Source organism: Prauserella marina, assembly GCF_002240355.1.
GTDB lineage: Bacteria > Actinomycetota > Actinomycetes > Mycobacteriales > Pseudonocardiaceae > Prauserella_A > Prauserella_A marina.
On sequence record NZ_CP016353.1, the window covers coordinates 4,220,277 to 4,235,455 of the forward strand.

12 protein-coding genes are annotated in these 15,179 nt (G+C 68.9%); 5 read left to right on the forward strand and 7 right to left on the reverse strand.

Translation table 11 applies throughout. From position 1 onward, the window contains the following. Positions 1-73: 73 nt before the first annotated feature. Positions 74-1,000 carry a COX15/CtaA family protein gene (locus BAY61_RS19785; RefSeq protein WP_091808502.1) on the forward strand — a complete coding sequence of 309 codons (927 nt, stop codon included), beginning with the start codon at positions 74-76 and terminating at the stop codon, positions 998-1,000. A 143-nt stretch (positions 1,001-1,143) separates the two neighbouring features. Further along, on the forward strand, positions 1,144-2,091 hold the full coding sequence (locus tag BAY61_RS19790; RefSeq protein ID WP_091808155.1) for an acyl-CoA desaturase: 948 nt from the start codon (positions 1,144-1,146) through the stop codon (positions 2,089-2,091). Positions 2,092-2,145: 54 nt separating this feature from the next. On the opposite strand, the gene BAY61_RS19795 is transcribed toward BAY61_RS19790, so the two are convergent. The 4 genes from BAY61_RS19795 to BAY61_RS19810 form a co-directional block, all read right to left on the reverse strand. Next, complete coding sequence (locus BAY61_RS19795; RefSeq protein ID WP_091808153.1) at positions 2,146-2,481, reverse strand: hypothetical protein; 336 nt, start codon at positions 2,479-2,481, stop codon at positions 2,146-2,148. Positions 2,482-2,485: 4 nt separating this feature from the next. Continuing rightward, positions 2,486-4,420 carry a phosphatase PAP2 family protein gene (locus BAY61_RS33620; RefSeq protein ID WP_146225279.1) on the reverse strand — a complete coding sequence of 645 codons (1,935 nt, stop codon included), beginning with the start codon at positions 4,418-4,420 and terminating at the stop codon, positions 2,486-2,488. A 75-nt stretch (positions 4,421-4,495) separates the two neighbouring features. Further along, entirely contained in the window at positions 4,496-5,125 is a 630-nt protein-coding gene (locus BAY61_RS19805; protein ID WP_091808151.1) for a DUF3159 domain-containing protein, read from the reverse strand. Between the two features lie 82 nt (positions 5,126-5,207). Continuing rightward, positions 5,208-6,194 carry a DMT family transporter gene (locus BAY61_RS19810; protein WP_170140154.1) on the reverse strand — a complete coding sequence of 329 codons (987 nt, stop codon included), beginning with the start codon at positions 6,192-6,194 and terminating at the stop codon, positions 5,208-5,210. Between the two features lie 208 nt (positions 6,195-6,402). Here BAY61_RS19810 and BAY61_RS19815 point away from each other — a divergent pair, with 208 nt between their 5' ends. Then, positions 6,403-7,383, forward strand: a complete 981-nt coding sequence (locus BAY61_RS19815) for a quinone oxidoreductase family protein (RefSeq protein WP_091808150.1) — start codon at positions 6,403-6,405, stop codon at positions 7,381-7,383. 61 nt (positions 7,384-7,444) lie between these two features. Here BAY61_RS19815 and BAY61_RS19820 read toward each other — a convergent pair whose 3' ends face one another. The 3 genes from BAY61_RS19820 to BAY61_RS19830 form a co-directional block, all read right to left on the reverse strand. Then, positions 7,445-8,032 (reverse strand): FKBP-type peptidyl-prolyl cis-trans isomerase, encoded by a 588-nt coding sequence (locus tag BAY61_RS19820; RefSeq protein WP_091808148.1) that lies wholly within the window; start codon positions 8,030-8,032, stop codon positions 7,445-7,447. Positions 8,033-8,041: 9 nt separating this feature from the next. Beyond that, entirely contained in the window at positions 8,042-10,453 is a 2,412-nt protein-coding gene (locus BAY61_RS19825; RefSeq protein ID WP_420848846.1) for an ATP-binding domain-containing protein, read from the reverse strand. 127 nt (positions 10,454-10,580) lie between these two features. Next, a complete protein-coding gene (locus BAY61_RS19830) occupies positions 10,581-11,561 on the reverse strand; it encodes a heme o synthase (protein ID WP_091808147.1) in 981 nt (326 codons plus the stop codon). A gap of 362 nt (positions 11,562-11,923) precedes the next feature. Here BAY61_RS19830 and tkt point away from each other — a divergent pair, with 362 nt between their 5' ends. After that, positions 11,924-14,023 (forward strand): transketolase, encoded by a 2,100-nt coding sequence (gene tkt / locus BAY61_RS19835; RefSeq protein WP_091808145.1) that lies wholly within the window; start codon positions 11,924-11,926, stop codon positions 14,021-14,023. Between the two features lie 34 nt (positions 14,024-14,057). Then, complete coding sequence (gene tal / locus BAY61_RS19840) at positions 14,058-15,173, forward strand: transaldolase (protein ID WP_091808144.1); 1,116 nt, start codon at positions 14,058-14,060, stop codon at positions 15,171-15,173. Positions 15,174-15,179: the final 6 nt, after the last annotated feature.

A 15,179-nucleotide genomic window follows, 5' to 3' on the forward strand; every position in this document is an offset into this window, starting at 1 on the left:
CCGCCATCTACTATTCACTGTCGTGGAGTGGTTGTCTTCGCTCGTAGCGCGCCTGCCCTACCCCTCGCGGACGATGCAGCGTGCATTCGCCATCGCCGCGATCGTGGCACAGGGCGGGATCGGCGTCACCGGCTCGATCGTGCGCGTGACCGGCTCCGGCCTTGGCTGCCCTACCTGGCCGCAGTGCTTTTCCGGCAGCATGTTCCCCGTCGAGCACCCCGAATACGAGACGCTCACCCAGTGGATCGAGTTCGGCAACCGGCTACTGACCGGAGTCGTCGGCATCGTCGCGGCACTGTGCGTGCTCGCCGCGTGGCGCATCCAGATCGAGTACCCGAACCGCAAGCGGCTCGTGAAGCTCGCGTGGACGATGCCGGGCGGTGTTCTCGCGCAGGCACTGATCGGCGGCGTCACGGTGCTCACCGGGCTGCTGTGGTGGACGGTCGCCGTCCACTTCCTCGCCTCCGCCGTCCTGGTGTGGCTCGCCGTGCTGCTGCTGCACGCGTTCAACGAGGGCGACGAGCCGCCGCGCTGGAAGGTCGGCCAGGCCGACCGGAACCTGCTGACGATGCTGGTCGTCGCCATGGGCGCGCTGCTGGCGGCCGGTACCACCGTCACCGGAGCGGGACCGCACGGCGGGGACCCCGATACGCCCCGGCTCGACGCCCCCATCGAAACCCTGACCTTCGTCCACGGCGCGCTGCTCGCGGTCTACCTGATCGTGCTCGCCGTACTCGGGCTGCGCTGGATACGCCTCGGCGCCAGCGCGGCGCTGTGGCGGCGTTACACGGTCGTGTGGGCCGTGGCGCTGGCCCAGGGCGCGCTGGGCAGCGTGCAGACGGCTCTGGGAGTGCCGGAGTCGCTGGTGTCCTTCCACGTGCTCGGCTCGGCGCTCGTCATCATCGCCACCGCTTCGCTCTGGTGCGCGGCCCGGGAAAGAGGCCCCGTCATCAGTCACACCCGTCGCGAGAACAAACCCGAGGTCGTCGCCGCCGAATAGCCGCGAACCCCGGACAACGGCACGACCGTCCTCATCCGCGGACGGGGTGAATGCCTGCTCGCGCCGCTACGCTGAGCGGGTCCGGAAGTTTGTCCGAGTACCGATCCATCCGCTCCCCACCCGATGCGAGGTCGCACCGAACCATGAGCAGCACCGCTAGCGTGTCAGGAACCAAAGCCCCGCCGAAGCCGATGATCGGCCATGAGCGCTCCACCGGTCAGATGATCGTGCTCAAGGCGTTCTTGCTGATTCCGTTCGTTGCCTTGGTGGCGGCCGTTCCCTTCGCCTGGGGCTGGGGACTGAGCTGGGTCGACATCGGGCTCGCCGCGTTCTTCTACACGGCGGGAACCCTGGGCGTCACCGTCGGCTACCACCGTTACTTCACCCACGGCGCCTTCAAGACCGGAAGGCCACTGCGGATCGCGCTCGCCATCGCGGGCGGCTTCGCCGTGCAGGGTTCGGTGATTTTCTGGGTGGCCAGTCACCGTCGTCACCACGCCTTCGCCGACCGCGAGGGCGATCCGCACTCGCCGTGGCTGTTCGGCACCTCGCCCATGGCGCTCGCGCGTGGCTTCTGGCACGCGCACATGGGCTGGATGTTCCGCCGTGAGGTCACCAACTACGAGCGGTTCGCTCCCGATCTGGTCTCCGACAACGACCTGCGCATCGTCAACAGGTATTTCTGGCTGTGGATCACGTTGAGCCTGGCGCTGCCCGCGCTGCTCGGCGGCCTGCTGACCTGGTCGCTGTGGGGCGCGGTCACCGCGTTCTTCTGGGCCGGGCTCGTCCGCATCGCCTTCTCGCACCACGTCACCTGGTCGGTCAACTCGATCTGCCACATGGTGGGCGACCGGCCGTTCGCCAGCAGGGACAAGGCGGCCAACTTCTGGCCGCTCGCGATCCTGTCGATGGGTGAGTCCTGGCACAACTCGCACCACGCCGACCCGACCTGCGCCAGGCACGGTGTGCTGCGCGGGCAGGTAGACATCTCGGCGAGGCTCATCTGGTTCTTCGAGAAGGTCGGCTGGGCACACAACGTGCGCTGGCCGAAGCCGGAGCGGATCGCGGCGAAGCGAGCGGCAGCGGCCTGAGGTTCGCGAAGGGCGGTCCCGCCGGTCGGGGCCGCCCGGAAAACTCTCCGGATCTCAGCGCTTGGCGAGCGGGCCAGCCATCTTGCGCCGGTGCGCGGCGCCGATGGACGTGGAGTTGACGGTGTCCGCGTCCCAGGTGGCCGCTTCGAGGTCGTCGACGGCCTCGACGAGCGCGGCACCGGTTTCCTCGCTGGGCACGACGACATCGCCGAGCGCGCCGTCGGCACCGACGAGCACGACCCTGGCTCCGGCCCTTCCGATGCGCTCGACGACCGCGCGTGAGGGCTTGCCGTGTTCGGCGACGAACGCTCGGGCCGCGGCCAGTTGTGCCCGCGACGGCGCGGTGTCTGTGCTGTCCTTGGCGTCCTGGGTGTTCTCGGTGTCGGCCACGGCGTCAGTCTAGGCGCAGCTCGTCGAGCACGGCGCGGAGCTCCTTGAGGAAGCGCTCCACGTCGTCGACGGCACCAGGGTCCGCCGTCACCGAGAGACCGCCTGAGGTGAGACCGATCGCCACGGCCGCCCCCGGCGCGCGCGGCACGACCGGAAAGACCGCCTTCACCGCGAGCCCGGCGTACCACGTTCCGGCAGGGTCGGTGAGACCGGTGAGATCGGTGACCGTGGCGAAGCCGTAAGGGCCAGCGTGCCGCGAAGGCCATCCCCCGTAGCGCAGCAGGGCAAGGCCCTGCCACCTGCCGGGTATCAGCCAGGTCAGGCGCACCAGCCACGCTGCCGCGACGGCGCGCCGGAACAGCACGGCCTCGGCCGTGGCCGCTCTCGCCAGCCGCCCTGCTTCCGGCAGGTCGCCGAGCGGCACCTCGATCAGTACGGCACCGGGTGCCCGTTGTCGTGGCACGGATACCCGAACCGCGTCAGGCAGCGGCGCGGGCGCGGTCCTGCGGATCGCGGCGGCCACCGCGCACGCCAGCACCGTGGCGACCTCGGTTCCGTGCGCCCGTGCAAGGTCCCTCACCGTCGCCGCGCTCATGCCGACCGCGCTGAACCGGGGCGGGCGGGCACGCGCACCGCGCGCGTCCGGCCGGTCCGCGGCGAGCTGGGCGATGCCCGTGAACACCCCTTTCGGCGCCGTCAGCCGGTCGGCAACGGCCTCTCGGGGTGCGTGACCTCCGGAGAGCGCGGCCACCAGCGTGGCGACCTCACGGGGACCGGCGAGCGCGGGATGCGTGAGTACCACGAGCGCGGTGATGCCGGTGTCCAGTCCGGTGACGACGGCGACCCGCCACAGCGGGCGGTCCCTCGGCAGCGGCTCGGCCGTCAGTTCGGCGACCAGCCGGTGCAGCGCGGCGATACCGCCGTCGCGTTCCCCATGCCCCGCGAGGTCGAATCCGGGTACATGCCAGCGCCAGTCCGGATTCGCGTGCGAGGCCCAGCGCGCCCGGGCGAACGGGCCCGTCGCGACGCGGCACGCGAGCCTCGGCAGCGTGGGCAGCACGCCCGCGATCCTCGCCACGAGGTCCCCCGGTGCCGGTGGTTTTCCTTCCCCACCAAGCAGGACGAGCTGCCCGTTGTGTTGCGGCGAGCCGGGGGTGTCGACGCGCAGCGCCGCGAGTTCCGCCGCGCTGAGCCGTTCGCGCCGTGGTCTTCCAGCGCTCGCGACCGCGAACCACACCACGACGACGGCGCCGAGCGCGTCGAGCCAGTAGTGATTGCCGGTCACGATGATCACCGCGAACGTCACCGCCACGTGGAAAGCGCTCGCGAGCTGGACGAGCCTGCCGCCGGACAGCCTCGCGAGCACCACCGACACCCACAGCGCCCAGCCGATGTGCAACGACGGCATCGCGGCGAACTGGTTGGCACCGTCGACCATGGGCGAGCCCCACGAACCCCACGTCCCGCCGAGCCGCACGGTGTCGACGAAACCCGCGCCGGGCAGCATCCTCGGCGGCGCGACCGGAAAGACCCAGAAACACGCGACGGCTACGAGATTCATGACCACGAACGAGTTGCGAACCCACCGGTACTCCCCCGGGCGCCGCCACAACACCCAGACGAGCAACACCAGTGTCGTCGCGATGTAGGTGAAGGCGTACTCGTAGTTCGCCGCCACGCGCAGCCAGCCCTGCTCGGCGAGCCACAGGTTGGCAGACAGTTCGAAGTCGAGCCCCAGCGCACGTTCCACGGCGAGAAGGCCCTCGCCATTGGCCATCGCCCTGCGGGTGTTGTCCGCGATCGGGAACGTCTTGCCGAGCAGGTAGACGCCGAAGAGGGCGAGGCCGAACAGGATCTCAAGCCACCACCGCGGCCGCTGCCGTCCGGTGGTGGCGCCGACCGTCAGCGGAGTGTCACTCGCGGACGCTGGCGTGAGCACAATCCCGTATACCACGGGTTACCTGGCTCCTGCGCGGTGAAGCGGCGCGCGGTGTTGTGGCCAGGTGCGCGCCGGTCAGGCCGCGACGGGTACCGGCTTCTGACCGAGGCGCAGCGTGATGCCGGGAACGCTGCGCAACCGCCGCCATCCGTGGCTCGCGCACACGGCCACCGTCAACGCGGTCAGCAGCCCGCTGAGCACCCCTCTGGAAAACAGGCCGGCCTCGACGCTCCAGTGCAGAAAACCGACTGTCATGGCGGCGTCGATCAACCGGGAACCGCCCCACAACAGCGCGACGTTGACAAATATCTTGCGCACTGCCTTGTGGGTGAACAATTCAGCGGGAAGATGCACGAAATCACGCGCCAGTCTCGCGGTGATCGGTTTTCCCATCGCCGCGCTCCCGACAAAAAGAACACACATCAAGATCGAACCGACGACGGGTTGCAGAATGTAGACCACCGCGCTTGAGGTCACCAGCGCGAACGCGGCCTTTCCGGCCAGCATTCCCGTGCACAGCAACAGGGTTCCGGGCAGCTCCTTGCCGAGAATCCTGCGGGTTCCGATGACGAAGGCACACCAGCCGAGCACAGCGGACAATCCGGCGGCCAGCCCGACATAACGCAGCAACAACATCAACAAAATGGTCGGGATGATCGCGGTTTCCAGCGCTATGATCGCGGCACGGACGACCGTTGCCCGCATATGCGGAATTTCGACTACCAGATCCCGATCTTTCGCTGATGACCGATGATGCACGGGTCGGGCCTCCGGGTAATCGTGATCGTCATTCTTGTGGGCAGCTATCCGAGGAATACTCAGAATGCCCACTTCGCGATGTGGCGCCGGGGACGTTACTTCCACCGGGGTAAATCCCGTGTGTCGCCGTCCGGCTGCTTTCTTGCCGGACCGTCGGTGAGTGAGCAAGTCCGAACACACCGAGTACCAGCAGCAACGCGGCACCCGCGCTGGCTGCGAGTGGACCCGGTTGGGTGGACAATACCGCACCGAATGCGAGCATGCCGAGTGCATAGCTCGCGGCCGGATTGACGATGGACATAACGGCGATCGCCGCGGAGAGGGAGCCGGAGCCGTACGCCTGCTGCCCGAGCAACAGACCACACAGCGTCGACAGCGCGAGCACGTAGCCCGGCCAGTCCAGTGCCGTGGCAAGGACTCCCTCGTTGAGCAGGCTGTCCGCGGTCAGTTTCATCATCGCCGCGCTGATCGCATAACAAATACCCGCGCCGGTCGCGATGAACGCACCGTAGAGCAGCGGCCCCCTCCCCTGCGCGAGCTGCACGAGGGTGACCACGGTCGCCGCCGCGATCAGTACGGCCAGCAGCAGCCTTCCACGATCGGGTGTCCCGTCGAGCGGCGCGGCGCCCTCCACGGTCAGGAACAGCGCGACGCCACCGCTGATGGCCAGCGCCGCGAGCCAGTCCCGCGGTGAAGGCCAGCGCCGGATCGCGGCCGACGCCATGGGCAGCGCGAACAGCAACTGGGTGACCAGCAGCGGCTGGACGAGCGCGATCGAACCGAAGTGCAGGGCTGCGGCCTGGGCGAAGAACCCCAGCAAATTCGTCAGCCAGCCGATGAGCCACACCCGTTTCCTGAGCAGCTTTCTGATCAGCCAGGCGACGGGAACGCGATGCCGGACCGCTCTTCGCTCGGTGTCGGCCTCGGCGACCTCGATGACCGCCCGCCGTTGCAGCGCGGCGGACGCGGCGAAGAGGAAGGCCGCGGCGAAGCCGAGGAAGACAGGCATCAACACGTCAGTTACCAGCGCTCCGCGCCGGGAGGAGATTCCGGCTTGCCATCGGGAATCAGTGCGTCAGTAATGCGTATCCGGCGGTCCTCGCAGACTACACCGGGCCGAGGGGCCCACGCCGACCAGCGGTGTGGCCGTGGCTGAAGGGGCAGGGGTTGAATGCTGGTCAGCGAGTCGATCCACGGTGAACGGAAACGAACGAGGAGGACGCATGCCAACGGCGATTCAGGTGCGGCGCACCGGAGGCCCCGAGGTGCTGGAGGTCGCCGACATCGAGCTCGGGCCACCGGCGCCGGACCAGGTACTTGTCGACGTCGCCGCGGCCGGCGTCAACTACATCGACACCTATCACAGGGCCGGGGTCTACCCCGTGGAGCTGCCGTTCGTGCTCGGTCAGGAGGGTGCGGGCACGGTCGCGGCGGTCGGGGCGGACGTCACCGACCTCGCGGTAGGCGACCGGGTCGCGTGGCAGGGCTGCTTCGGCGGCTACGCACAGCAAGCGCTGGTGCCCGCCGAGCTGGCCGTCAAGGTTCCCGGCTCCGTCTCCGACGAGGTCGCCGCCGCGACCCTGCTGCAAGGAGTGACCGCGCACTACCTGGTGTCGTCCACGTACCCGGTCTCCGAGGACGACACGGTGCTCGTCCACGCCGCGGCGGGCGGCGTGGGGCTGTTGCTCGTCCAGCTCGCGAAGGCCCGCGGCGCGCGCGTGATCGGAACGGTGTCGACGGCGGAGAAGGAAGAACTGGCGAGGAAGGCGGGCGCCGACGAGATCATCCGCTACACCGAACGGGATTTCGCGTCGGCGGCCCGCGAACTGACCGGAGGCGAGGGTGTCGCCGTCGTCTTCGACGGCGTCGGCAAGTCCACCTACGAGGCAAGCTTGGCGAGCCTGCGCCCCCGAGGGCTGCTCGCCCTCTTCGGCGCGGCCAGCGGCGCGGTGCCGCCCGTCGACCCGCAGCAGCTCAACGCGGGCGGTTCGCTGTACCTCACGCGCCCCAAGACGGCCGACTACACGCGCACGAGGGCCGAGCTGACGTGGCGCACCGACGAACTGTTCAGCGCGATCACGTCGGGTTTGCTGCACATCCGCGTCGGGCATCGTTACCCGCTGGCCGAGGCCGCGCGGGCGCACGAGGACCTGGAGGGCAGGCGAACCAGCGGCAAACTGCTGCTGCTTCCCCCGGCGTCCTGAACCCGGGCCCGCCCGGCGAGGGCCGTCGGTGGAATGAACACCGACGGCCCCGCACGCGGGGTCAGGACGTGGTGACGCTGACCGCTTCGGCGACGATCACGACGGTGTCGTCGGCGAGCGCGTTGCCGCTCTGGGCGCTGTAACCGAGGTCGGGCGGCAGCACGATCAGCCGGACGCCACCGTCCTGGATGTCGGTGAGCCCCTCGGTCAGTCCCTCGATCTCCTGCGGCTGGCCGAGCTGAACGGAAAGCGGCTGGCCCTGCGCGAAGGTGCTCTCCGCCACCTGACCGTCGGACCAGCCGACGACCTGGTAGTCGATCTCCACCGTGTTGCCGGTGGTTGCCGAGGCGCCGGTGCCCTCCTCAAGGTCCTCGGTCAGGACGCTCGACGGCGCGGCACAGTCCCTCGGGATCGTCACCCTCGGGTCCTGGCCGGAGAGGTCGACGGTGATGTTCTCGGCAGTGCACTGGCCTGCCTGCTCACCCTGTCCGTTCGACGGTGCCGCCGATTCGGATACCGAAGCCGGAGCCGGTGTGTGCACCGGCTGTTCGCCGGGTGACAGGTCCGTCGGTTCCTCGTTCGATGGCGAGCACGCCGTGAGTGCCGTGGCGAAAGCCGCGACGATCATGATCTTGCCAGCATTGCGCATGTGGACACCCTAGCTGGGCGCTTCACCGCCACTTTGCGCACCTGAGAGGGCGGGGATCGGTGCTCCCGTGTGGACGATTCCGAGCCGCTTGGTGGCCCGGGTCAACGCGACGTAGAGGTCGTTGAGGCCCCGTGCCGACTCCGCGACGACCTCGCCGGGAGCGACGACGACGACACCGTCGAACTCCAGGCCCTTCGCCCTGTCGACCGTGAGAACGGACACTCTCGGATTCTCCGGATCACCGCTGTCGGCGTCGGCCAGTTCGGCCGACAACGGTCCCTCCAGCTCCGAGGGCACGAGAACGGCGACCGTTCCTCCCGCGACCTCGGCGATTTCTCCCTCCACAATGGACTTGATCTGTCCCGCGATGTCGCGGCGGGCCACGGAAAGGTGCCACGGCGGGACGCCGGTCTCGCGTACCGAGGCAGGCGCCTTCAGTCCGGGATCGATCTCGGTGAGCACACCGGCCGCGAGGTCCATGATCTCGGCTGGCGTCCGATAGTTGACCGTCAGCTCCCTCAGCCGCCACCGGTCGGCGACGTAGGGGGCGAGCACGCCGGACCAGGACGAGGTACCCGCTGGGGAACCGGTCTGCGACACGTCGCCGACGAGCGTCATCGACCGGCTCGGGCAACGGCGCATCAGCAGGCGCCAGTCCATAGCGGACAGTTCCTGCGCCTCGTCGACGATGACGTGCCCGAAGGTCCAGGTGCGGTCCCTCGCCGCGCGCTGTGCCGCCGTGAGGTCGCTGCTGGCTTCCTGCCGCTCCGCGAGCAGTTCGGCGTCCAGCACGTCCCTGACGCGCAACATCTCCTCGTCGATGATCTCGTCGTCCTGTTCGAGCACGTGCAGCACGCCTTCGGCGTAGGCGCGTTCCTCGCGCTCTCTGCGTTCCCTGCGCTCGCGCGCCTCCGTGTCATCCTGGCCGAGCAGCTCGGCCAGTTCGTCGAGCAGCGGGATGTCGGCGGCCGTCCACAGCGAGCCCGGCCTGCGCAGCAGCGCCGCGCGGGCGCCGGGAGACAGGTGCTCGCCCGCCGCCGACTCCAATGCCGCGCTGCTCGTCAGCAGGTCACTGAGCAGTTCCTGGGGCGTCAGCTTCGGCCACAGCGAGTCGATCGCCGCCCTGATGTTCTTGTCCTCCGCCAGTTCCTGGCGGATCGCCGTGTGGTCGCGCGCGTCGAGCAGCTCTGTGTCCTCGCTCTCGTCATCGGCGAGCGGGATGTCGGGCACGTCGTCGAGCACGCTCGATTCGAGCCGCTGGATGGACTGCTCGGTGAGGTGGTCCAGTACGGCGTCGGCGAACACCCTGCGCGCGACGTTGTGCGGGCGCAGCGTTTTCCTCGCCTTGGCTCTCGCTTTCTCCGCTGTCGCGCGGTCGAGGGTGAGCACCTCACCCTCGACGTCGATGTCCAGCACATCGTCGGGGACGAGCTGACGGTCGCGCACGGCCGTCGCGAGCACGTCGACCATCGCGAGCGCGCCCTTGGCCTCGGCCGCGGAAGGCGAGTCGATGCCGGTCGCCGCGATGCCCGGGTACAGCTCGCCGATCGTCGAGAGCAGCACCCCTGTCTCGCCGAGCGAGGGAAGCACCTGGCCGATGTACCTGAGGAAGGTGCTGTTCGGCCCGACGACGAGCACGCCACGGCTGGTGAGCTGGCGGCGGTAGGTGTAGAGCAGGTAGGCGGCGCGGTGCAGCGCGACGGCGGTCTTGCCGGTTCCCGGCCCGCCCTGGACGACGAGCACGCCGTTCATGTCGGCGCGGATAATGCGGTCCTGCTCGCCCTGGATGGTCGCGACGATGTCGGACATCTCACCGGTCCGCCTGCGCTCCAGCGCCGCGAGTAGTGCCGCCTCCCCCGCGAGCCCGAGGTGATCGGTGTGCTCGGCCGAGCCGAGATCGAGCACTTCGTCGTCGACGTCGACGACCCGCCGGGTCAGCGTGCGAATGTGCCTGCGCCTGCGGACGCCGTCGGGCGAGGCCGCCGTCGCGAGGTAGAACGGCCGCGCGACCGGGGCCCTCCAGTCGACCAGCAGCGGCCGGTAGTCGTCCTCCTCGTCGAAGAGGCCGAGCCTTCCGATGTAGACCGGGCCGTCCTCGCCCGCTTCAGCCGCGACGCCGAAGTCGAGGCGGCCGAAGCACAACCCCTGCTCGACCGAATTCAGTTGTGCGAGACGGTCGCTGTGCGTCGTGGTCGCGGTGTCGCGTTCCGCCTGCGCCTGTGGCGGGCCTCCGCTGGAGCGCAGCACCGTGTCAAGCAGACGTTTCGTCCGTTCTCGCTCCGCGTCGAGCCTGCCGTAGAGCATGGTGACGTAGCTCTGTTCGGCGGCGATCTGCGCGGTTTTTCCCGCGATCCGGGCATTCTCGGCGCTGGTGTCACCGGTGGCACTGTCGGGTTCCCGGTCTGACGGGGACACGGACAAGAGCAACCCACTTTCGGCAGAAGGATCGGATGGCCGAGATATAACGAACGCGGTCGGCCGGGAATTCCCGCCCCGCGGGTCCAGGCGGGCGGTCACGCGCGAAAGAGGGAAAGCGGTGGGAAGAAACTCAGAACGGAAGGCCGAGTACCGGCAGTCCGATGGCGGAGTCGACGGCCAGCGCGCAGAACACGATCATCAGATACGTGTTCGAGCGGTGGAACAACGACATCGGCTTGGTTTCCTCACCCCGGCGCACGGCGGCGAAAAGCCGGTGGGCGAAGAACAGGAACCACGCGCCGGCCAGCGCCGCGAACGTCGTGTACAGCCAGCTCGTCGCGGGGGCGAGCAGCAGCGTCCAGCCCACCATCACCCACGAGTAGATGACGATCTGCTTGGCCACGTGCTGTGGCGTCGCCACGACGGGCAGCATGGGGACACCGGCGCGTTCGTAGTCCTCGCGGTACTTCATGGCCAGCGCCCAGGTGTGCGGCGGGGTCCAGAAGAAGATGACGCCGAACATGACGAAGGCAGGCCACTGCACGGTGCCCTCGACGGCGGCCCAGCCGATGATGACGGGCATACAGCCGGCCGCGCCGCCCCACACCACGTTCTGCGGTGTCCTGCGCTTAAGCAGCAGCGTGTAGATGAAGATGTAGAACAAGATCGTGGCGATGGCCAGCAGCGCGGCCAGCAGGTTCACCGTCAGGTACAGCACGCCGAACGACGCGAGACCGAGCGCGAGGCCGAAGATCAGCGCGTTGCGCCTTGGCACCGAGTCGCGCACCAGCGGCCTGCGCTTGGTGCGGTTCATGACCTTGTCGATGTCCGCGTCGATCACGCAGTTGAGCGCGTTGGCGCTGCCAGCGGCCATCGTGCCGCCGAGCAGCGTCACCAGCACCAGCCACGGCGAGGGGATCTCCCTTCCGGCGAGGAACATCGCCGGAATGGTGGTAACGAGCAAGAGCTCGATGACCCTCGGCTTGGCGAGCGCGGCGTAAGCGCCGACGACAGCCCGGACACCTCGCCGCCCACCGGCTGGTTTTTCGCCGGTGGGGTGCACGGCGCTGGTGTTGTCACTGCGGTGGTGCGCAGCGTTCACCAACGACATCTCGCTCCCTGCGTTAGTTCGGGGTAGGCGGGAAGGCGATGCGAGTACGCGACGCGTGCTCCGGCATCCCGATGTCCCACTGCCTTGACAGATCGTAGTAGTTGCCCGGCCGTCCCACCTTCGCGGGTCCGCCGAGTCGGTCAGCCGTCCGGGTCAGCGCCTACCTACTAGGCTGGCCGATGTCGGTCCGCGACGCCGTCGTCACCGCGCGAGATCAGCCCGCCGGCTTGCGGGACGACTTGCCGGATGACGGCTACCGGATCGATTAAGGTAGGTGGCGGCCGGGCCACCGGGTAATCACGAACAGCAGACGCACGCTGTGCACACGCGAAGCACACGCGCAGACTCAGGAGCCGAGTTCAGTGTCGGAAAACGCCGCGAACACCGAGAACAACCCACTACTGCGCCGGAACTACCCCGCCGATTGGACGGATCTGGACACCCGCGCGGTGGACACGGTCAGGGTGTTGGCCGCCGACGCCGTCGAACACTGCGGCAGCGGGCACCCCGGCACCGCGATGAGCCTCGCGCCGGTCGCCTACTCGCTGTACCAGCGCGTCATGCGGCACGACCCGAGCGACCCCGAGTGGCCTGGCCGTGACCGGTTCATCCTCTCCGCGGGCCACAGCAGCCTCACCCTCTACATCCAGCTCTTCCTCGCCGGATACGGCCTCGAACTGAACGACCTCGAACAGCTCCGCAAGTGGGGTTCGAGGACGCCGGGGCACCCCGAATACCGGCACACGCCGGGAGTCGAGACCACGACCGGTCCGCTCGGCCAGGGCCTCGCGAACGCGGTCGGCATGTCGATGGCCTCGCGCAGGGAACGCGGGCTGCTCGACCCCGCCGCGCCGCAGGGCGAGAGCATCTTCGACCACCACATCTACGTGATCGCCTCCGACGGCGACATCGAGGAGGGCGTCACCTCGGAGGCATCCTCGCTGGCAGGCCGCCAGGAGCTGGGCAACCTCGTGGTGATCTACGACGACAACAAGATCTCCATCGAGGACGACACGAACATCGCGCTGTCCGAGGACACGGCGAAGCGCTACGAGTCCTACGGCTGGCACGTGCAGGTCGTCGACGGCGGCGAGGACGTCGTGGCGTTCGAGAACGCCATCGCGGCGGCGAAGGCGGAGACCACGCGCCCTTCCTTCATCCTGCTGCGCACCGTGATCGGCTACCCGGCTCCGAAGAAGATGGGCACCGGAAAGGCACACGGCGCGGCACTCGGCGGCGAGGAGGTCGCCGCCGTCAAGGAAATCCTCGGCTTCGACCCCGCCAAGAGCTTCCAGGTCGAGGACGAGGTGCTGGCGCACACCCGCAAGGCGCTCGACCGCGCCAAGAGGGAACACGCGGCGTGGACGGAGCGCTTCGACGAGTGGGCCGCCGCCAACCCCGAGCGCAAGCAGCTCGCCGACCGGCTGCGCACCAGGTCGCTGCCCGAGGGCTGGGCCGCGAACCTGCCGAGCTGGGAACCCGACGCCAAGGGCATCGCGACGAGGAAGGCATCGGGCGAGGTGCTTTCCGCCGTCGCCGGTGTGCTTCCCGAGCTGTGGGGCGGTTCGGCCGACCTCGCCGAGAGCAACAACACCACGATGAAGGGCGCCGACTCCTTCGGTCCCTCCTCGGCGGCCACCGACATGTGGAAGGCCAACCCCTACGGCCGCACGCTGCATTTCGGGGTCAGGGAACACGCGATGGGCTCGATCCTCAACGGCATCGCGCTGCACGGCGGCACCCGGCCCTACGGCGGCACCTTCCTCATCTTCAGCGACTACATGCGCCCCGCGGTGCGGCTGGCCGCGCTGATGAAGGCTCCCGTCACCTACGTGTGGACGCATGACTCGGTCGGTCTCGGCGAGGACGGGCCCACCCACCAGCCCATCGAGCAGCTCGCCTCGCTGCGCGCCATTCCCGGCCTCAACGTGGTGCGGCCCGCCGACGCCAACGAGACCGCCGCGGCGTGGAAGGCGGTGCTTGAGGACGTCCACGCGCCGTCGGGCCTCGCGCTGACCCGGCAGAACGTGCCCGTGCTCGAAGGCACCAACGCCGAGGGCGTCGCGAGGGGCGGCTACGTGCTGGCCGAAGCCTCGACCGGCTCGCCGGACGTGGTGCTCATCGCCACCGGCTCCGAGGTTCAGCTCGCCGTCGAGGCGAGGAAGACACTGGAGGCCGAGGGCGTTGCCACGAGTGTGGTGTCGATGCCGTGCGTCGAGTGGTTCGACGCGCAGGAACAGAGCTACCGCGACGCCGTCATCCCGCCCACCGTCAAGGCGAGGGTCGCCGTCGAGGCCGGGATCGCGCAGCCGTGGCACCGGTTCGTCGGCGACAACGGCGAGATCGTGTCGATCGAGCACTTCGGGGCGTCGGCGGACTTCGCGACGCTGTTCCGTGAGTTCGGCTTCACCGCGGAGGCCGTGGTCGCCGCGGCCCGCCGCTCGCTGGAGAAGAACTCCTGATCCGAGAACTCCGAGCAGCAAAGGGGAAAACGTCATGAGCGACAACGACCGGCTGGCCCAGCTTTCGCGGGCCGGTGTGTCGATCTGGCTCGACGACCTGTCGAGGGAACGGCTCACGTCGGGCAATCTGGCCGAACTCATCCGCGACAAGCACGTCGTGGGCGTGACCACCAACCCCACGATCTTCGCGGCGGCACTCTCCAACGGCGAGGCATACGACGAGCAGGTCAGGGAACTGGCCGCCCGCGGCGCCGACGTCAACGCGGCGGTGCGGGAACTCACCACCACCGACGTGCGCAACGCCGCCGACGTGTTCCGCGACGTCTACACCGCGACCGGCGGGGTCGACGGAAGGGTGTCGATCGAGGTCGATCCCGGGCTCGCCCGCGACACCGGCAAGACCGTCGCCGAGGCGGCCGACCTGTGGAAGACGGTCGACCGGCCCAACATCTTCGTGAAGATCCCCGCCACCGAGCAGGGACTTCCGGCGATCACCAAGACACTCGCGCAGGGCATCAGCGTCAACGTGACGCTGATCTTCTCCGTCGAGCGCTACCGGGCCGTCATCGACGCCTTCTTCGCCGGACTGGAGCAGGCGAGGGAAAACGGGCACGACCTGAGCGGCATCCAGTCCGTCGCCTCCTTCTTCGTGTCCCGTGTGGACAGTGAGGTCGACAAGCGGCTGGAGGCCATCGGCACCGGCGAGGCCATGGCACTGCGCGGTGAGGCGGCGATTGCCAACGCCCGCCTCGCCTACGCCGCCTACGAGGAACTGTTCGGCACCCAGCGCTGGAAGGACCTCGCCGAGGCGGGCGCGGCGCCGCAACGTCCACTGTGGGCATCGACCGGCGTGAAGAATCCAGACTACTCCGACACCAGGTACGTCGACGAGCTCGTCGTGTCCGGCACTGTCAACACGATGCCGGAGAAGACCCTCGACGCCGCGGCCGACCACGCCGAGTTCAAGGGCGACCGGGTGTCGGGCTCCGGAGCCGAGGCACAGCGGGTGTTCGACAAGCTCTCGGCAGCGGGCATCGACGTCGCCGACGTGTTCCGCACGCTGGAGGACGAGGGCGTCGAGAAGTTCGACAAGTCGTGGGCCGAACTGCTCGACACGGTCACCGGGCAGCTCGACAAAGCGAAGGGCTGACGCCGC